At 65.4% G+C, this 17,606-nt stretch carries 17 protein-coding genes and 1 pseudogene; 9 read left to right on the top strand and 9 right to left on the bottom strand.

Annotation, left to right across the window (positions count from 1 at the left end):
* Both OHQ90_RS37930 and OHQ90_RS37935 read right to left on the bottom strand, forming a co-directional pair.
* Positions 1 to 414 (bottom strand): nuclear transport factor 2 family protein, encoded by a 414-nt coding sequence (locus tag OHQ90_RS37930; protein ID WP_328406011.1) that lies wholly within the window; start codon positions 412 to 414, stop codon positions 1 to 3.
* An 8-nt stretch (positions 415 to 422) separates the two neighbouring features.
* Positions 423 to 1,358 carry a zinc-binding dehydrogenase gene (locus OHQ90_RS37935; RefSeq protein ID WP_328406013.1) on the bottom strand — a complete coding sequence of 312 codons (936 nt, stop codon included), beginning with the start codon at positions 1,356 to 1,358 and terminating at the stop codon, positions 423 to 425.
* A gap of 118 nt (positions 1,359 to 1,476) precedes the next feature.
* On the opposite strand from OHQ90_RS37935, the gene OHQ90_RS37940 reads away from it, so the two are divergent.
* A complete protein-coding gene (locus tag OHQ90_RS37940; RefSeq protein ID WP_328406015.1) occupies positions 1,477 to 1,830 on the top strand; it encodes a winged helix-turn-helix transcriptional regulator in 354 nt (117 codons plus the stop codon).
* A 12-nt stretch (positions 1,831 to 1,842) separates the two neighbouring features.
* On the opposite strand, the gene OHQ90_RS37945 is transcribed toward OHQ90_RS37940, so the two are convergent.
* The 4 genes and pseudogenes from OHQ90_RS37945 to OHQ90_RS37960 form a co-directional block, all read right to left on the bottom strand.
* Positions 1,843 to 3,147: an MFS transporter gene (locus tag OHQ90_RS37945; RefSeq protein WP_328406017.1), complete on the bottom strand. Its 1,305-nt coding sequence runs from the start codon at positions 3,145 to 3,147 to the stop codon at positions 1,843 to 1,845.
* A 74-nt stretch (positions 3,148 to 3,221) separates the two neighbouring features.
* Positions 3,222 to 3,890 carry a trypsin-like serine protease gene (locus OHQ90_RS37950; protein ID WP_328406019.1) on the bottom strand — a complete coding sequence of 223 codons (669 nt, stop codon included), beginning with the start codon at positions 3,888 to 3,890 and terminating at the stop codon, positions 3,222 to 3,224.
* 217 nt (positions 3,891 to 4,107) lie between these two features.
* Positions 4,108 to 4,353, bottom strand: a pseudogene (locus OHQ90_RS37955) (DoxX family protein); the annotation flags it as partial.
* A gap of 142 nt (positions 4,354 to 4,495) precedes the next feature.
* A complete protein-coding gene (locus OHQ90_RS37960; protein WP_328406021.1) occupies positions 4,496 to 5,590 on the bottom strand; it encodes a glycosyltransferase family 4 protein in 1,095 nt (364 codons plus the stop codon).
* 243 nt (positions 5,591 to 5,833) lie between these two features.
* Here OHQ90_RS37960 and OHQ90_RS37965 point away from each other — a divergent pair, with 243 nt between their 5' ends.
* The 4 genes from OHQ90_RS37965 to OHQ90_RS37980 all read left to right on the top strand — a co-directional run bounded on the left by OHQ90_RS37965 (position 5,834) and on the right by OHQ90_RS37980 (position 10,797).
* Positions 5,834 to 7,027 carry a glycosyltransferase gene (locus tag OHQ90_RS37965; protein WP_328406023.1) on the top strand — a complete coding sequence of 398 codons (1,194 nt, stop codon included), beginning with the start codon at positions 5,834 to 5,836 and terminating at the stop codon, positions 7,025 to 7,027.
* Positions 7,024 to 8,037: a glycosyltransferase gene (locus OHQ90_RS37970; protein WP_328406025.1), complete on the top strand. Its 1,014-nt coding sequence runs from the start codon at positions 7,024 to 7,026 to the stop codon at positions 8,035 to 8,037. The genes OHQ90_RS37965 and OHQ90_RS37970 overlap by 4 nt, the downstream gene beginning before the upstream one ends.
* On the top strand, positions 8,037 to 9,347 hold the full coding sequence (locus tag OHQ90_RS37975) for a glycoside hydrolase family 130 protein (protein WP_328406027.1): 1,311 nt from the start codon (positions 8,037 to 8,039) through the stop codon (positions 9,345 to 9,347). The genes OHQ90_RS37970 and OHQ90_RS37975 overlap by 1 nt, the downstream gene beginning before the upstream one ends.
* A 205-nt stretch (positions 9,348 to 9,552) precedes the next feature.
* Positions 9,553 to 10,797 carry a fatty acid desaturase family protein gene (locus OHQ90_RS37980; protein WP_328406029.1) on the top strand — a complete coding sequence of 415 codons (1,245 nt, stop codon included), beginning with the start codon at positions 9,553 to 9,555 and terminating at the stop codon, positions 10,795 to 10,797.
* Positions 10,798 to 10,820: 23 nt separating this feature from the next.
* On the opposite strand, the gene OHQ90_RS37985 is transcribed toward OHQ90_RS37980, so the two are convergent.
* On the bottom strand, positions 10,821 to 11,549 hold the full coding sequence (locus OHQ90_RS37985; RefSeq protein ID WP_328406031.1) for a TetR/AcrR family transcriptional regulator C-terminal domain-containing protein: 729 nt from the start codon (positions 11,547 to 11,549) through the stop codon (positions 10,821 to 10,823).
* Positions 11,550 to 11,682: 133 nt separating this feature from the next.
* Here OHQ90_RS37985 and OHQ90_RS37990 point away from each other — a divergent pair, with 133 nt between their 5' ends.
* From OHQ90_RS37990 to OHQ90_RS38005, 4 genes are all read left to right on the top strand, one after another.
* Positions 11,683 to 11,841 carry a hypothetical protein gene (locus OHQ90_RS37990; protein WP_328406033.1) on the top strand — a complete coding sequence of 53 codons (159 nt, stop codon included), beginning with the start codon at positions 11,683 to 11,685 and terminating at the stop codon, positions 11,839 to 11,841.
* A 113-nt stretch (positions 11,842 to 11,954) separates the two neighbouring features.
* The gene (locus tag OHQ90_RS37995) at positions 11,955 to 13,055 is read left to right on the top strand and encodes a tryptophan 7-halogenase (RefSeq protein WP_328406035.1); all 1,101 of its coding nucleotides are present in this window, start codon (positions 11,955 to 11,957) and stop codon (positions 13,053 to 13,055) included.
* Positions 13,052 to 13,507, top strand: a complete 456-nt coding sequence (locus OHQ90_RS38000; protein WP_328406037.1) for a LodA/GoxA family CTQ-dependent oxidase — start codon at positions 13,052 to 13,054, stop codon at positions 13,505 to 13,507. Before OHQ90_RS37995 ends, OHQ90_RS38000 begins: the two co-directional genes overlap by 4 nt.
* A gap of 334 nt (positions 13,508 to 13,841) precedes the next feature.
* Positions 13,842 to 14,456 carry a TetR/AcrR family transcriptional regulator gene (locus OHQ90_RS38005; RefSeq protein WP_328406039.1) on the top strand — a complete coding sequence of 205 codons (615 nt, stop codon included), beginning with the start codon at positions 13,842 to 13,844 and terminating at the stop codon, positions 14,454 to 14,456.
* A 248-nt stretch (positions 14,457 to 14,704) separates the two neighbouring features.
* Here OHQ90_RS38005 and OHQ90_RS38010 read toward each other — a convergent pair whose 3' ends face one another.
* Together OHQ90_RS38010 and OHQ90_RS38015 are read right to left on the bottom strand one after the other, a co-directional pair.
* On the bottom strand, positions 14,705 to 15,577 hold the full coding sequence (locus OHQ90_RS38010) for a universal stress protein (protein WP_328406041.1): 873 nt from the start codon (positions 15,575 to 15,577) through the stop codon (positions 14,705 to 14,707).
* Entirely contained in the window at positions 15,574 to 17,076 is a 1,503-nt protein-coding gene (locus OHQ90_RS38015) for a phosphoribosyltransferase family protein (protein WP_328406043.1), read from the bottom strand. Before OHQ90_RS38015 ends, OHQ90_RS38010 begins: the two co-directional genes overlap by 4 nt.
* Positions 17,077 to 17,606 lie beyond the last annotated feature (530 nt).

Below are 17,606 nucleotides of genomic sequence, written 5' to 3' on the forward strand. Positions count from 1 at the left end.
TCAGTTGTCCGCGAACAGAATACGGTCGGCGTAAGCGGTATCGAAATACTCCCGGGCCGTGGCGATCTTGCCGTCGCTGACGCGAAAGAGGATGACCACCGTATTCACATACTCCGCACCGGAGACAGTGGTCGCTCGCGTCGTCCACTCGGCGGTCGCGCGGTCGCCGTCCGCGAGGACGGTGTGAACTTCCAGCGTCATAGGCACGGCCGGATCGAAGCGGCGGGTCATCTGGGCGAGAAATCCGTCGAAGATCTCGTCAGGGCCGGTCCAGGTGCGCGAGGTCGGGAGATTGCCGATCAGTGTCCAAGTGCCGTCCGGCGTGAATGCGGCGCGGCATTGCTCGATATCGCCGGTTTGCAGCGCATTGATGTATGCAACGATCGCGGCACGGGTCTGCTCGGTGGTCGACATCGTGTTCCTCATTTCATTTCGATGGTGAGTACCGCGTTTCCACGGATCAGCCGATTGTTCAGATCGGTTAGCACAGTGCGGGTTTCGGCCCAGTCTTCGATTCGCCCGATCTCCGGGTGCAGGGTATCGGCGGCAACCGAATCGACCAGTGCGCGTAGATCCTCGCCGTCCGTGGTCGTGGAGACCCAGTGCGGGAAATGCTCGAGCGTGAACGGGGTTGCCGAGAAAAGCCGAAAGAAGTCGAGCGTGATCGGTTCCAGGCTCGCCTGCCCGAACCACAGCACCTTCCCACCGGGGCGCAACCGGGTCAGCGCCGCCGAAAAGACTGTGCCGCCAACGGATTCGAGCACCACGTCGAATACCCCCACCGCCTCGGCGACGTCGCGCACCACCGCGGCTGCGCCCAGCTCGGCCAGTCGCAGGCCCCGATCGCGCGACGCGGACACCGCCGTCACCGACGCGCCCGCGGCCGCCGCCAGCTCGACCAGGTAGTGGCCGACCCCACCGGAGGCTCCGGTCAGCAGGATCCGTGTGCCGGACAATTCATCGACCCGCCGTAGCAGGCGCAGCGCGGTCAACCCGGCCAAAGGCAACGCGGCGGCGGTGATCGTGGCGACGGCGTCGGGAACTACCGCCAGCTTCGAGGTCGGCACAGCGACCAGCTCGGCCCAACCGCCGCCCTCAGGGTGCGCGACGACCCTGGTACCCATCGCGGGTCCGGATCCGTCGGCTGCGACCGCGCGGACCCGGCCGACGATGTCCTGCCCCATCACTCGGCCCGATGCCGCAGGCGTCCCGTACACGCCCGTCAGCGCGAAAATCTCGCCGCGATTCACCGAGAACGCTTCGACCTTCACCAGCGCCTCGTCAGCTGCGGGTGTGGGTTCGGCCAAATCGACGAATTCCACAAGCATCGGATCGGCGGTAGCTGCCAGTGCTTTCATTGCGCTCTTCCCTTCTCGAACCGTCGCTTAGAACCATATGAGCGATCGTTTCTCTCTGGAAGAAGGCAGTAATTGGTGGTATAGGTACCTGGTGGATACCAAGTTACCGTCAGAGGTGATGGCCTACGATATTTTCAACAGCAGCTGCCCGTCCCGACATGTATTCGATCGCCTCGGCGAACGCTGGACCGGCCTGGTGCTACTGGCGCTCGGGCCGGGCACACAGCGGTTCTCGGAGCTGCGCCGCCAAGTCCAAGGAATCACCCAGAAGATGCTCACCCAGACCCTGCGCGGCCTGGAACGCGACGGGATCGTCGAGCGGCGGGCATATCCGACAGTCCCGGTCACCGTCGAATACTCGCTGACCCCGCTCGGCCGCAGCCTCTGTGATGCGGTCGCGGTGCTGCGCACCTGGGCCTACGAACACATCGACGAGATCGAGGCCGCCAATGCGAAGTACACCCGACCCTGACGGACTTGCCCGTCAGCGCACACGAGCTCGGTGCCGCAGCACGAGCAAACTCAGGGCCGCCCCTACCATGCATAGCCCGACCACCCACAAACCAGCACGCTGGCTGCCCGTCATATCCTTCAACGCACCGGTCACATACGGCGCGACAAAGCCACTGACATTGCCGATCGAGTTGATCAGCGCGATGCCGCCCGCCGCAGCGGCGCCGGAGAGGAAGGTGCTCGGCAGCGCCCAGAAAGTGGGCAGCGCGGCCAGCACCCCGACCGCGCACACGGTGACAGCGGCCATGGCCGCGAATGGATTTCCGAGGTAGAGGGCCACCGGGATGGCGAGTCCGCCGATCAGTGCGGGCAGGGCGACGTGCCAGGTCCGTTCACCGGTTCGGTCGCCGTGCCTGCTCCACAACACCATGACTACCGCGCCGATGACATAAGGCACGGCATTGATGAGACCGCGCTGGACGATCGAGAAGTGCGTTCCGTACTGCTGCTGGAACCCGCCGATGATGGTCGGCAGGAAGAACCCGAGCGCATACAGGCCGTAGACGATGCCACCGTAGACGAGCGCGAGGCCGAGTACGCGCGGATGGGTCAGTGCCTTGCGCACCGTCCAGTGCTCGGCCTGCTCCAGCGCGGCCTGTTCGGCGGCGAGTTCGGCTGTCAGCCAATCGCGTTCGGGCAGCGAGAGCCAGCGCGCCTTGTCCGGACGGTCGGTGAGGTAGAACCAGGTCATGACCGCGAGCGCCAGCGCGGGCAGGCCCTCGACCAGGAACATGAAGCGCCAGCCGGTGAGCCCGAACACGCCATCGCCGTACTGGATGATCAGACTCGACACCGTCGAGCCGAGCGCGGTGGAGATCGGTACCGCGGTCATGAACAAGGCAACGATCTTCGCGCGGTGCTGCTGCGGAAACCAGTAGGTGAGATAGAGCAGAATGCCGGGGAAGAAGCCGGCCTCCGCAACACCGAGTGCGAAGCGCAGCACATACAGCATGGTTTCGTTGGGTACAAAAGCCATTGCGGTGGCGACGATCCCCCAGCTCGCCATGATCCTGGCGATCCACCGCCGCGCCCCGAACCGATGCAGCGCCAGATTGCTCGGCACTTCGAGAATGAGGTAGCCGATGAAGAAGATCCCGGAGGCGAGGCCGAACGCAGTTTCGCTCAGCCCGAGATCGGCCTTCATACCGCTGGGCCCGGCGAAGCCGATATTCACCCGATCCAGGTAGTTGACGAAATACAGCAGCCCGAGAAAGGGCACCAGACGGAGGGTGACCTTGCGCACCGTCGCGCCGGACACATCAGTGGCGTGGACCATTCGGGCACTCTCGACGCGCGACGCCCGGGAGTCAAGTCATCGGGGACGGGAGACTGCCGACCGCGCCGGTGCCGCTATTCGATGTACCAGCGAAAGCTGTCGTTGCCGACGGCATGGGCGTCGATGGTATCCCGCAGGTAGTTGGCCGTTTCGACCACGACGCCGCCGGATTCCCTGCCCCCGATCAAGATTCCGAGGAACGCCGCACGTCCCTCCGGGGTCTGGTTGTACACAATGCCGCCGGAATCGCCCCGGTCGGCGTAGAAGTCGGTGACGAAGTGGTTGTCGCCCACCGAGGTGATGGTTCCGCACGTCCAGGTGGTTGCCGATCCGACGTGGCACACACCCTCGCCGACAAAGGGTTGGGTGTAGGTGGATTGAATGCCGAAGGTGCCGAGCGACGCCGAGATGCCGACATTGTTCGCGAGCCGGATGAGGGCGAAGCCGAGGTTCGCGGTCGTCGAGTCGTCACCATAGCTCTGTTCGAACCATCCGATTATGCCACCGTTTGCGTTGTAGACGCGCGCCCCTGACTGAAAGCAGTGCGCGGCCGTGACGGCGTATTGCGCACTACCCATATGCCCCGTCGCCCCGACCGAACAGATCCGGTCGGCAGCCCGGATCGTCATGCCCGGGTACGCGGTCGCCTGAGCCTGCGCGGTCGCGGGGAATCCCACGCCGAGGCCGACTGCGAGGGCTGCTGCCGCTGTCACCAACCTCGACAGCCTGTTGCGGTAGTGCATGATTCGCCCCTCGGTTGTATCGGCTCGGCCTTTGCGCCGGTAAACCGCTTGGGCTGCCGACACCTGCACGATATCGCTCGCCCCCGCGAGGCGCGCGCTCGAACTTCCCTCCCCCGGCGAGCGGGGGCTCAGGCAGCGAATCCGAGTGCGTCGCCCCGATGACCGGAGCCATGTACAGCAGCGGGAACGGGACGTGGGAGTACGAGCGCGCCCTGAGCATCGTGCCGACGGCACCGCCGAAATACAGCAGCAGGCCGATCGCGGCCATTATGCCGATGAACGGCACGAAAAGCCCGGCCGCACCCATCGCCTTGGCGGCGCCGAGCCAATTCCACCAGGACTCGGACACACCGAATTCTGTCAGTGCTTCGACCACCCAGCCGACCCGAAAGAAGATCGCAGCGACCGAATAACCGATCCAGGCTGCGTCCAAGATGGTGGCGGCGGCATGCGCAGTGGACATCGGTCGGCCGCGCGCACGCCGAACCTGCCGGCCCGCAACACTGTGAGGTCACTTGATAATCGGCTGCGTGGGTCCACACCCCGCCACACCAGGAATTCGATAGGACATCGGTGGGACAAGGCGCGAGCGAGAGCGGCCGTGACTACAGACCTGCGTGTGAGAACAGCCCCGGCGAGCCGATGGACTGCCCCACCGTCACAGGTGCGGCGAACTCGGCGGACCGCCTCGGCAATCGCACAATCCGCTCGAACAGCGTGAGGTAGGCGTCGATCATCCGGTCCGCGTCGAAGCGTGCCTTCACATCGTCCCGGCACACGCGGCGGTCGATCGTGCCGATCTCGGCGACCGCCTCGACCGCAGCGGAGATATCGGTCACCAGAAACCCCGTCGAGCCATCGCGCACGATCTCCGGCATCGATCCCAATGGCGTTGCGATGACCGGTGTTCCGGTCGCCATGGATTCGATGACCGACAGTCCGAACGGCTCGGCGAAACCGATGAGGTGCAGCAGCGCACGCGCGCCGCCGAGCAACTCGTCGCGCTGCGCGGGACCGACCGGACCGACGTAGGTCACCGCCGCATCGGCGAGATGCGGCTCGACCGCGGTGCGGAAGTATTCCTCGTCTTGAATCACGCCTGCGATGATCAGCGGAAGCCCGGCCAGCCGGGCCACCTCGATCGCCAGGTGGGTGCCCTTTTCCGGGTGGATTCTGCCGAGAAAGAGCAGATATTCGCCGTGCTCCGGCCGGAACGTAAAATCCGCGAGGTCGACGCCGTGATGAATGGTCGCGTCATAGCCGAGATCCGGGTGGCGATCGGCGGCACTGATCGCCACGTAGTGCGCGATATCGTCGAATGCCCGATAAACGGGCACGATTTTCGGCGAGGAAAAGCCGTGGATCGTGGTGACCATCGGGGTCGACACCAGCCTGCTGTAGGTCAGCGGCATGAAGTCGAAGTGGTTGGCGAGCACGTCGAACTCTCCCGCATGCTCGAACACGGTCGAATTGTGCAGCGCCTCTAGCACTTTCGCATCCGCGCCGACCGTCTCTTCGTATCCCGAAGGAACGGGACCGACCAGCCGTGCCGACGTCGTCGAGTCGGCGGTGGCAAACAGCGTCACCTCGTGGCCACGCGCGAGGAATCCCTCGGCCAAGGTCGAGGCGATTTGCTCCCACGGTCCATAGTTTTTCGGAGGCGACCGATGTGCGACCGATGAAATAACGCCGATTTTCATAGATCCTCGATTACTGGCGATTTTGCCGCGAGAATCGTCGAGTGACGGAGCGGACTTGATAACACGACCGTACCACGCCCCATGTCCCGTGACCTGGGTGTTACGATCGGGGCCTAGTGGTCGATCCGCCCGTGTCGCAGTCCGGAGCAGATTCTCAAGCGCTCGAGCGCAGCACGATAGCCAATTGAGTGGCTACAGACAGCGCCACCGTAGACGCTGCCTCGAAACAGGAAGGCTGACGTCGTGTCAGTTCGGTCCTATGGAGTTCTGAGCACGTATCCGCCCACCCAGTGCGGGTTGGCGACCTTCACCGACGCCTTGGTCGCTTCGCTGACGTCGCACGAAAACAGTTATACACCAGTCGATTTGGTCCGCGAACCGGCTCGCGAGGTGAGCACGGTCGGCGTTGTCGCCGTTGTCGACACCCCCGAGCAGGCACCGCGGCCCGAGGTGGCGCATCAGTGGGTGCGCAGCGCACGCGGCGGCGCGACCGCCGCGGCCGCGGCGCTCAACCGCTACGACGTGGCGATAGTCCAGCACGAGTTCGGCATCTTCGGCGGGCGAGACGGTGCCGATGTGCTCGAAACCGTTCGCGCCCTTCGTGTTCCAGCGATCGTGGTGCTGCACACCGTGCTGGCCACCCCGACGTCCCGGCAACGAGTGATCCTCGAAGAGCTCGCTCGCATCTGCGCTGCGGTCGTCACGATGACGAAAACCGCAGGCCAACGCCTCATCGATCACTACACGGTCGACCCGACGAAGATCCGGCTGATCCCGCACGGAGCCGCCGACAACCGCGCCGGACAGCCCGAGGACCGGCACCAGCCGATCTCACGGTCACCGGTAATCCTCACCTGGGGGCTGCTCGGTGTCGGCAAGGGCATCGAATGGGGCATCGATGCGATGGCCCAGCTCGCCGATCTGCGACCTGCGGCGCAGTATCGGGTGGTCGGACAGACGCACCCCCGGGTGCTGGAACAGCACGGCGAGTCCTATCGCACGGGACTCGTCGAACGTGCCCGTCGTCGCGGGGTCGGCAACGCCGTGCATTTCGATGCCCGCTACCTGTCGAGCGCCGAGCTGTACCGGCTGATCCGGCAGGCCGATGTCGTACTCCTGCCCTATGATTCGCGCGAGCAAGTGACCTCCGGCGTGTTGATCGAGGCCGTCGCCGCGGGCAAACCGGTGGTATCGACGGCCTTCCCGCATGCACAGGAGCTGCTGTCGAGCGGCGCGGGCCTGCTCGTCGAGAGAGAGTCGCCCACTGCCATCGCGACGGCACTGCGCCGCGTCCTCACCGAGCCCGGCCTCGCGAATCGCATGGGCGAGGAAGCCGATCGTATTGCACCCGAACTGCTCTGGTCCTCAGTGTGCCGCAAGTATCGCGCGCTCGCCACGGAAACCCTGCAGGCCGACCGAAAGCTGGCCACCGCATGAACAACAACACCATCACCATCTCCTACGCACACATGTTCCGGCTCAGCGATGACTGCGGGATCTTCGAGCACGCGAAGTTCAGCGAACCGCGCACCGAGAACGGCTATTGCGTCGATGACGTCGCGCGCGCCCTCGTTGTCGCCGTCCGCGAGCCCGAGCCCGACACGCAATTGCTCGCCCTCACGCAGGTGTATCTGGACTTCGTTGTCAGCGCACTCGCCACCGACGGCCGCTTCCACAATCGCCGCGGAACCGACCGAACCTGGCAGGACGAGCCGAGCCTCGAAGACCATTGGGGCCGCGGCCTGTGGGCGCTCGGCTCGGTGGTCGCCCGAAGACCGGACCTGGCGGAGACTGCGCTCGCGCATTTCACCGTCGGTGCGCGACGGCGTTCGCAATGGCCGCGCGCGATGGCCTTCGCCGCGCTCGGTGCGGCCGAAGTGCTGCAGGCCGATCCGACCAACTCGGTCGCCCGTGAGCTACTGGCCAGCGCGAGCGCACTGATCGGGCCACCGACTCGAAAACTGCACTGGCGCTGGCCCGAACCCCGGCTCGACTACGCCAATGCGGTGCTGGCCGAGGCGATTCTGGTGGCGGGCGCGGCCCTCGGCGAGGAACGAACACACGCCGATGGGCTGGTAATGCTGCGCTGGCTGCTCGAGGTGGAAACGGCGGGCGACCACCTGTCGGTGACCCCCGTCGACGGCTGGACCACCGGCGAGCTGCGGCCCGGCTTCGATCAGCAGCCGATCGAGGTCGCGAGTCTGGCAGACGCGTGCGCCCGCGCCTACGACCAGACCGGCGACCAGCGCTGGAAGGATGCGGTCCTGCTGTGCGACAGCTGGTTCCGCGGCGCGAACGATGTCGGGACGCCATTGCTCGACGAGGTCAGCGGCGGCTGCTGTGACGGACTGGAACCGACCGGCAGAAACGAAAATCAAGGCGCCGAGTCGACACTCGCGCTGATTTCCACCCAGCAACAGGCCCGCCGACTTCAGCGGGCGCGGTAATGGCCGACCCCGCGGCGCCGAGTCCGGCCCAGCTCGCGCGGCGGGGCGACCGGGCGCTGTATCCCGACCAACGCCGGGTCTTGGCCAGACTGTTCCTGCCCGGCCAGGAAATTCTCGGGCAAGGCATTTCGCGCGCCGACGCCATCATCGCGCGAGTGCTCGGTCTCTCCGATGCGGATGTGTCGGCCACCCTGGCCGACACGATGGGCCGGTTCGGCGAACGGCACCGCGATATCGGCGCAACGTTCGCGACGCACTATGCGCGGGTCGCGCACCGGGTACCGCGCACATCGACGCCGACGCTCGAACGCCGTCAGCTCATCGGCGCCTGCTTCACCCAGGAGTACGCGGTCGAAGCCGCCGCGTTGTTCAATCCGTCGATCGTCGCGCATCCCGATCAATCCGGTATTGCCCCTGGCGAACTGCGCTTCGTCATGAGCCTGCGCGCGCTCGGTGAAGGACATATTTCGAGCATCGAGTTCCGAACCGGCACACTCGGACAAGGAGATTCGGTTCGGCTGGACGAGCAGACGCCCTACATCGAGACCGGGCAGTTCACCTCGACGGCGTCCGGCGACTACACCGTAGCCTTTCCAGCCGAACTCCCGATGTGTGAGCGAGTGCTCTTCCCGGCAGCCGACGAGGAGAGCCGCGGGATCGAAGACGCGCGGTTCACCCGGTTCGTCGCGGCGGACGCGACCGTGACGTATTACGCCACCTACACCGCGTTCGACGGCGCGGTCGTCACACCGAGACTGCTGCGCACCAGCGATTTCGCCACCTTCGTCAGCACCACGCTTGCCGGGGACGGGGCCGCGGGCAAAGGGATGGCGCTCTTTCCGCGACAAGTCCACGGCCGATATCTGATGCTGTCGCGGTGGGATCGGGAAAGCATCAGCGTGGTCGGCTCGGCCGACGCCCGAGTCTGGAGTGACCCGGTCACCGCCTATCTGCCGACCCGGCCATGGGAGCTGATCCAGCTCGGCAATTGCGGTCCGCCGATCGAAACACCCGCGGGCTGGCTGGTGCTGACCCACGGCGTCGGACCGATGCGCACCTACGGCATCGGCGCGATTCTGCTCGACCTCGACGATCCGACCCGTGTCATCGGCGCATTGCGCAGGCCACTGCTAGCGCCGGACGAGGCCGAACGCAACGGCTATGTGCCCAACGTCGTGTATTCCTGCGGCGCACTGGTCCACCAGGACACCCTCGTGCTGCCCTACGGGCGCAGCGACTCGGCGGTCGGATTCGCGTTCATAGCGCTGCCTGCGCTGCTGCGGCAGCTCCTGGAAGCCGGCCCCGACTGAGGGCTCGCGGACTGCTTCATCGTTTATTCACACTGTAGTTGTCACTCGTTGACCTACACCGTTGACACTTGACCTATACGGGCGTGTACTGGAGTTCTGGCAGATCAGATCTCGGCCAACGTGGGGTTCCACCTGAATGGGCTCTTTCATCACTATGGTGACTGCGCACCAGAGTTTCGATCTCACCGAACAACGAGGACCTGGTATGGCAATCACCGAAATCAAGGAATACGCGCATTTGAGCGCGGCCGACGTCGAGGCGCTCGGGCAAGAACTCGATGCGATCCGCCGGGACATCACCGAGCGGCGTGGCGAGCAGGACGCGGCGTACATCCGTCGCACGATTGTCTTCCAGCGGGTACTGGATGCCGCGTCGCGGCTGGTGATCGTCGGCAGCAAGACCAAGGCCGGTTGGCTGCTCGGCACCGCGGGCTTGGCGGTGGCCAAGAGCATCGAGAATATGGAAATCGGCCACAATGTATGCCACGGCCAATGGGATTGGATGAACGATCCCGAAATACATTCCAGCACTTGGGAATGGGATATGGCCGGCGTTTCGGCGCAGTGGCGCTATTCGCACAACTATCGCCACCATGTGTTCACGAATGTGCTCGACATGGACGACGACATCGGCTTCGGTGTCATACGGGTGACGCGCGACCAAACCTGGCAGCCCCGCTTTCTGCTGCAGCCATTGCAGAATCTGTTCCTGGCCGCCACCTTCGAGTGGGGTATCGCCCTGCACGGCATGTATGCCGAGCGCGATCGCATGCCCACCCAGGAGCAGAGGACCGCGCAGACCAGGGCGATGATCGGCAAGCTCGTCAGGCAGGCAGGAAAGGACTATCTGCTCTTCCCGGCGCTCAGCGGGCGGCGGTGGCGGCGAACCATAGCCGCGAATGCCTCCGCCAATGTGCTGCGCAATATCTGGGCGTACCTGGTGATCTTCTGTGGACATTTCCCCGACGGCGCCGAGAAATTCACTCCCGAAGTCATGGAGCACGAGACCAAACCGGAGTGGTACCTGCGGCAGATGCTCGGCACCGCGAACTTCGATGCGGGCCCGCTGCTGGCATTTATGAGTGGAAACCTGTGCTACCAGATCGAACATCACCTGTTCCCGGACCTGCCGAGCAATCGCTATGCCGAGATCGCCGAGCGGGTGCGCGCCCTGTGTGACAAATACGATCTGCCCTACACCACCGGTTCGTTGACCCACCAGTACCTGCTGACGCTGCGCACCATCCACAAACTCGCCCTCCCGGACCGCTTCCTCACCGCCACCAGCGATGACGCACCCGAAACCGCGTCCGAACGACGATTCGACAAGGATGTCGCCGCCACGACGTCCGACACCGGCTCGTCGGCGACTCGACGCGGTCTACGCACCGCACTGAAGAACCGCGCCCTCCGCCGGCGCATCGAATCAATTGCCGCACCGCACCTTTGAGAGCCGAACCGCGCCTCCCGCAATCACCCGCGCGGCGCGCGAGCGGCCTTGCCGGGATCAGGCAGTGTCGCGGTGAGGCCGGCGAGCAGGATGTCGAGCCCGCGCTCGAGTTCCGCAGCGCCGTCGTAGGAGGCCAGGACGGGGGCCAGCTCGCGCAGCAGCGGAAACTCACCGATCGGCAGCCGGTGCAGCCCGAGGCGCAGTACTTCGTCGGTTTCCTCCGGACGTTCCACGAGCTCCTGGAGTTCGTTGAGGATGTGGCCGTAGAGGAATCCGAAGAGCGCACGGTAGATATGCAGTGCGTCGGCTCCCGAGAATCCCGCGCGGGTCAGCAGGCCGATGATGTCTTCCAAAGGCCGCACCACGGCTCGGGGGCGCATCCCCAGCGGCGTCGCCAACGGCCGCGTCACCAGCAGCGGAACCACGCGTGGATGCGCGAGCGCCAGTAGCCGGAAGTCGCGCGCGACCACCCGTAACTGGTCGGCCCAGTCGCTACCGGTGGCATCGACCGTCAGTTGGGCGAACACCGACTCGGCGACACCATCGAGCACCGCGGCCTTGTTCGGCACGTGCCGATAGATCACCATCGGATCCCGGCCCACGGCTTCGGCCAAGCGGCGCATCGACAACCCCTCGACCCCATCCCGATCGACGATCTCCAGCGCGGCCGCGAGTACCACCGCCCGCGTGATCTGGCCGTTGTCACGACCCCCTGCGGCAGTGCCCTTGCCGCCGGTCGATGATTCGGCCATCACAAGCACTCCCTCTATGGAACCAGCGTGGGTCATGAGTGTATACCTACAGCGTTGACACCTGTTGTTCATCGGAGTTCACTGGAGGTATTCGGCGACCCAGCTGGTTACCGCCCATAGGAAGTCCACCGCAATGACCCTCGCCGACAAAGCCCGCACCGCGCTCCGTGCCATCCAGCGATTTCTCCGCCCCAGCGAACCTCCATCGATGCATAACGAGGGCCGCCCCACCCGCGCGGCAGCCAAGGCCGAACGAGCAGCCCGCAAACTCGACCGAACCGACGAGCACTGAGCAGTACCGATACCGAGCACGGACCGATACTCGAGCATGCTGCGGATTTACTGGGGTAGGACGAGTACTCGACTACCCGTGTAGTCGAGGTGCGCCGGTCCTACCGTGAGGCAATGGCCGTCCCCCAGCTCTCGGTGGATGTCGCCATCGCGGGCGCGGGAGTCGCTGGATCGGTGGCGGCGTTGATCGCTGCCCGCGCAGGCAGGAGCGTTGCGCTGATCCACGCACGGCCGCGACGCCGAAATCGGGGCGAGACAGTGCCCCCAGAGTTCCGGCCGCTGCTCGAAGAACTCGGACTCTGGCCGGAATTTCTCCGGTCCGGACCTCGCGAGTGTTGGAGCAATCAATCGTGCTGGGGTAGCGCGCAGCCGCGCGAACGGCATTACATCTGCCACCCGTACGGATGTGCTTGGCATGTCTGCCTGCCTGCTTTCGAAGCCGAGCTGCGCGCCACAGCGGCCCAACACCGGGTTCGCCTGATCGACGGCCACGTCACGCGTGCCGAGAACCACACCGAACACGTTGCGCTGTATGTCGAAACATCCGACCGCGCGATGCACGTCGATGCCGCCGTGGCGATCGATGCGACCGGCCGTTCGGCGCGAGTGGCACGCGGACTCGGCGCCACCCGCCTCAACATCGATCAAACGACGAGCTTCGCAACCACATGCGAACCCACCGGAAATGCCGGGGCGACCGATACTTTGGTGGAAGCCACCGATATCGGCTGGTGGTATTCGGCACCAGCGACCGATGGACTATCGGTCATGTTGGTCACCGACACCGAGGTCGTCGATCTCGCAGCGAACAGACTGGGCAAGCAGTGGGTCACGTTGCTGCGGCAAGCTCCGAACACCAGTGCTCGCGCCCGGGCAGCAGCCGACCCCGCCCTTGCCGTCGCCGCGGCCGGCCCGTCCAGGCTGGACCCTGTTGCCGGGCCGAATTGGCTCGCCGTCGGTGACGCCGCGGCCACCTACGACCCACTCGGCAGCAGCGGGATCCTGCACGCGGCCAGCAGCGCGGCTGCGGGCGCGCAGGTCGCCGATGCCCTACTCACCCAAGACTTTTCGTCCATCACCGACTACCCACACCGCGAGATGGAGTTATTCGATGAGCACCTCAGACAGCGCAGCGACCGATACCGGACCGAGCAGCGGTGGCCCGCCTCGGCCTTCTGGACTCGCCGCGGCATCCCCGCCACCAGCCGGCAGTGACACCGACCCTTCGCACATCGCGTTCGCGCGGATCCACCCCGGCATCGGAGTGGCGCGCGTCGGCAACAGCCCCAGAACTCACCAAGCGAATGGCGCTGCCATGGCAGGCCGATTTCTACTACTGCCAGGTCCATTGGTGGCCCGCGCAGCGGCCCGACGAGGTGATCACCGAGGCCGCCTTCGCGGAATTCCTTGCAGCCCTTGCTGATCCGGCCAGTTCGAGCGATCCACAAGCCGCCGCTGCAGGCCCGCAGCCGGATATCGGCGACCTGCCCCGGACCGCACGGCCATGGGCGCGCAGCCTGAACGACACGGCAACCGTCGCCGACGACGAGATGGTAGCCGGCTGGAGCCGCCTCGGCGTGCTCCGACCACGTCGCCTTCCCGACGGCCGGGTCGTCGTAGTCGAGGGGGAATCGGCGGACACCGCCACAGACTCGGAAATCCACTGATAAAGGCGGCACACCAATGCATCTCGACAATCGCGTCGGCGCGGCACTGCAGGGGCGCGGCCCCGTTTTCCGGCAAGGCATATCTCTTCCAAGGCGACAGGTATGTGCGATGGGACCGGAAGAACGACAGAAGACTTCGGCTAACCCATGAACATGTCGACCTGGCACCCGCCGGATCGCCTGTTGTCCGACATCGACGCCGCCGTCACGGATTCGGTCAGCTCGCCGACAAGGCCTACTTCTTCAACTCGATGCAACAAATAACATTACATTGTTGCAGCAACAATTAGGTCAAGAATGTTTCAGAAGGCGCGATCACTGCTAGCGTCGAAGCGTGACCGCCACGCCCACGACCTCGTCGAATACGCGCGAATCGGCCGAATCCATCGAATCGCGCATCCTCGACGCCGCATTGGTTCAGTTCGAACAGGTCGGGATCAAAAAGACGACGATCGAGGACATCGCCCGCCGCGCCGGCGTCGATCGGGTCACGGTCTACCGTCGCGTCGGCTCCCGCGACGACGTCGTGCAGATGGTCACCACCCGCGAGGTGGGGCGCGTGCTCGCCGAACTCGCCGAGATGCCCGCACGCCACGACACTCTCGACGGACTCGTCGCCGACATTTTCGTCACGGTCGTCACCCGATGGCGCACCCATCCCCTCGTGCAACGGATGCTGACCCTCGAACCCGAGCGAGTCCTTCCGCAACTCACCACCGGGGGCGCCGCCACCTTCGCCATGTCGGTCGCGGCGACGTCCGCCGCGCTGCAGCAGGCCGTCGAAAGCAATCTGCTGCCGGACTCCGCCGATTTGCGGACCCGCGCGGAGATCGTCTGCCGTTTCGTCCATTCACTCGTCCTGCAGCCGGACGGATCCATCCCGCTCCAGTCCACCGAGGAGCTCACCGAATTCGCCCGCAAGCATCTGGTGCCGATCATCGCCGGCTGAAATTCCGGATCCCGCCTTACCTCGCACCACAGCCCGCATGCGCCGCACACTCGGTCGACGATCGCGCGGCGGAATCGCTGATCGGCCGCACCGACGGACAACATACCCGCGGCAAGCACCGACACCACGTCCCGAGCGCACGGCGACAACGAAAGCCCTTTGCAATAGAGACTCGGTGATCGTGTGCGCGCGATCGGAGCCGAACACACTTATTGATATGACCGGCGGTTCGGCGCAACACGTCTGGACTAGGGGCGGCGCACCACGATCATCGGACACTCGACCGAATGCAGCAGCGCGTTGCTGGTGGAACCCAGGACCATCCCGGCGAATCCACCGCGGCCGTGGCTACCGACGACCAGCAACTGTGCGTTCGATGATGCGTCCAGCAGCGAACGAACGGGCCGGTCACACGCCACGATTCGCTGCACCGCGATGTCCGGGTAACGGTCGCTCCATCCGGCCATATTCTCCGCGAGCACGACCTCTTCCGATTCCCGTGCCGCGTCCCATCCCGGGACCGGTAGGTAGTCGACCGAGCTGACGTCACTCCAGGTGTGCAAGGCGACGAGCCCGACCTTGCGCCGGGATGCCTGTTCGAACGCGAGCTCGATCGCCGGCACGCTGTTGGTCGAGCCGTCGACACCGACTAGGACGGGCCTGCCGAGTGACACCGTGTCGGTTGCGGAATTCTGGTGCACGACGGTGACCGGGCAGTAGGCGTGATGAGTGAGCGCTGCGCTGACCGAACCGAGCAGACCGCGTCGGAACGCACCGAGGCCACGGCTGCCGACCACCAGCATCGCTGCTGTCTTCGACCGTTCGATGAGGGTCGGGATGATCGCATCGAAGGTCAATTCCGTGGTGTGATCGAGTTCTTCACCCGCGGCCTGCCTGGCGATGCTGGTGGCCTCGGCCAGGACCTGCTCGCCCTGGGCGCGCAGCAAGTCTGTTTCCGGCGGGCCCATCATGACGCCGGGCGCGTACGTGGTGGGTAGCGCTTCCGACGTGACCAGGTGCAGATTGCAGTGATACAGGGCAGCGTCGACCGCCGCCCAGGCCGCTGCCTGATATGAGCTCGCCGAACCGTCCACGGCCGCGATGATCGGATGGTCGTTCATTGTTTGTCCTCTCTGAATTCGCTGCGCCGCCGATTCTGGAGCAGCAGCCGCCGAGGCCTGATTCGACGCGGGGCGAACGATTCATCGAGCCGATCCCGGCGGTCTCCGCCAGGCCCGTATCCACCCTGCTCACGAGCGGGCTGGGCTGCCTCGGACGGAGACAGCTGGCTCACGAACCAGGTGCGGGCGATCTCGGCGACCTTCTCCAGCGCCCCGGGCTCGGCGAACAAGTGGGTGGCGCCCGGCACCTCGGTCAACACCGTCTCGCACGTCATCGCTTGCATCGCACGATGATTCAGTTCAAGTACGCCCTCATCATCGCCTCCGATAATGAGCATGGTCGGTGCCGTGACGTCGCCGAGGTGCGGTCCGGCGAGATCGGGCCGACCGCCCTGCGACACCACCGCGGAAATCCGCACAGCTGGATCTGCTGCCGCCCGTAGGGCAGCCGCCGCGCCGGTCCTGGCTCCGAAGTATCCGATTCGCAAGTCCACGACGTCGCTGCGCCGCGACAGCCAAACCGTGATGTCCACCAGCCGCCGCGACAGCAGCCCGATATCGAAGACTCGGGAGCGATCGGTCTCCTCCTCCCGGGTCAAAAGATCGACGAGCAGCGTCCCGAGCTCGGCACGGTTCAGCACCTCGGCCACATAGCGATTGCGGGGGCTGTGCCGGCTGCTGCCACTGCCGTGTGCGAATACCACCAGCCCGAGCGGGTGCTCTGGAACGGTGAGGTACCCATCCAATGCCACTCCCCCGGTGATCACCCGCACCGGTTCATTCCGCAGCGGTGGATCGTCCGGTTCGGCCGTCGGCGGTGCTTGCAGATGCCCCGCAGCGCGGCGCAGCAGGTCCGCGACCTCGGCATCGGAGACCTGATCGAACCTGCCGTACCACCGTCCGACCGCCCCGAACCACGACGGCGACGCCAGACACACCGTCTCGTCGGCATCGCCTGCCAGCAGAGGCAGGACAGCTCGGGGCACCACAGGAACGGCAAGGACGATCCGGCGCGCACCGCGCGCCCGTGCATCCTGACAGGCCGCACGAATCGTCGCACCTGTCGCGACTCCGTCGTCGACGACGATCACCGTCCGGCCGCACAACGATATGCGCGGATGGGTACTTCGCAACAGCGCGGTACGCCGAACGAGCTGCTGACGTTCATGGCGTTCCACCTCCGCCATCTCGTCGCGGGTGAGTCTGGCACGCGTCACGATGCCGTTGTCGATCACCACGATGCCGTCCTCGCTCACGGCGCCGAACGCGAGCTCCAGCTGATGCGGCACCCCGAGCTTGCGAACCACGATCACATCCAGCGGGGCCCCCAGCCCGACAGCGACCTCGTAGGCGACGGGGACGCCACCGCAGGGCAACCCGACCACCACGGCGTCCTCCTCGTCCAGGTACTTCAGCCGCAGCGACAGCTGACGTCCGGCGTCCGCACGATCATCGAACAGCACGACGAACCTCCTCAGTGATCTCTTCAGCTTCGACATACGCCCACGTAGACGCCAGATCCGATCGTCGCCGCAGAAGGAGACATTGGTCCTCGAATGCACCGTGGGTCCCGGGGGAGTTTCTGACCGAAGCCCCCTCCGACGACATCACAGCTCTGTGGCGGCCCGCCCGGGTTTCGCCGACCGGCTGGCGGCCGACCCCGATGAGAGCGCCGGCCCGATCTGAACAGTCCGAATCTCCTTGCGGTGCTGACACTCGGCGTTGTGAGCCCCGGAGCGCCGCACTCGGCGGGCGGACGTCAGCGTTTGGCGGACCGGCAAGCGCAGCGGGATACCGGTCCGGCGCATTCGGGTAGCGGGGCGTGTCACACACCGACTTGGCATAGCCACAGATTTGCCGGACACGCGGGATGCGACACTTCTCCCTGACCCGGCCGCGCCGACCGCTTAAGCTATCAGCGCCGCAACGTGCGACAAATACTCGAAGTCGAGAAGCCTAAGAGGTAGACGTCCAGGAGGTGCGGAATGCCAGAAGCCGGTCGTTCGCGGCGATCACGTCCGATATTGAT

Source organism: Nocardia sp. NBC_00403 (genome assembly GCF_036046055.1).
Taxonomy (GTDB): domain Bacteria; phylum Actinomycetota; class Actinomycetes; order Mycobacteriales; family Mycobacteriaceae; genus Nocardia.

Coding starts and splice junctions, on each gene's coding strand:
- OHQ90_RS37935 (WP_328406013.1), bottom strand. CDS start 1,358: ATGAAAGCACTGGCAGCTACCGCCGATCCGATGCTTGTGGAATTCGTC.
- OHQ90_RS38010 (WP_328406041.1), bottom strand. CDS start 15,577: ATGAACGACCATCCGATCATCGCGGCCGTGGACGGTTCGGCGAGCTCA.
- OHQ90_RS37975 (WP_328406027.1), top strand. CDS start 8,037: ATGGCCGACCCCGCGGCGCCGAGTCCGGCCCAGCTCGCGCGGCGGGGC.
- OHQ90_RS37940 (WP_328406015.1), top strand. CDS start 1,477: ATGGCCTACGATATTTTCAACAGCAGCTGCCCGTCCCGACATGTATTC.
- OHQ90_RS37985 (WP_328406031.1), bottom strand. CDS start 11,549: ATGGCCGAATCATCGACCGGCGGCAAGGGCACTGCCGCAGGGGGTCGT.
- OHQ90_RS37945 (WP_328406017.1), bottom strand. CDS start 3,147: ATGGTCCACGCCACTGATGTGTCCGGCGCGACGGTGCGCAAGGTCACC.
- OHQ90_RS37930 (WP_328406011.1), bottom strand. CDS start 414: ATGTCGACCACCGAGCAGACCCGTGCCGCGATCGTTGCATACATCAAT.
- OHQ90_RS37970 (WP_328406025.1), top strand. CDS start 7,024: ATGAACAACAACACCATCACCATCTCCTACGCACACATGTTCCGGCTC.
- OHQ90_RS37995 (WP_328406035.1), top strand. CDS start 11,955: ATGGCCGTCCCCCAGCTCTCGGTGGATGTCGCCATCGCGGGCGCGGGA.
- OHQ90_RS37990 (WP_328406033.1), top strand. CDS start 11,683: ATGACCCTCGCCGACAAAGCCCGCACCGCGCTCCGTGCCATCCAGCGA.
- OHQ90_RS37950 (WP_328406019.1), bottom strand. CDS start 3,890: ATGCACTACCGCAACAGGCTGTCGAGGTTGGTGACAGCGGCAGCAGCC.
- OHQ90_RS37980 (WP_328406029.1), top strand. CDS start 9,553: ATGGCAATCACCGAAATCAAGGAATACGCGCATTTGAGCGCGGCCGAC.
- OHQ90_RS37960 (WP_328406021.1), bottom strand. CDS start 5,590: ATGAAAATCGGCGTTATTTCATCGGTCGCACATCGGTCGCCTCCGAAA.
- OHQ90_RS38015 (WP_328406043.1), bottom strand. CDS start 17,076: ATGTCGAAGCTGAAGAGATCACTGAGGAGGTTCGTCGTGCTGTTCGAT.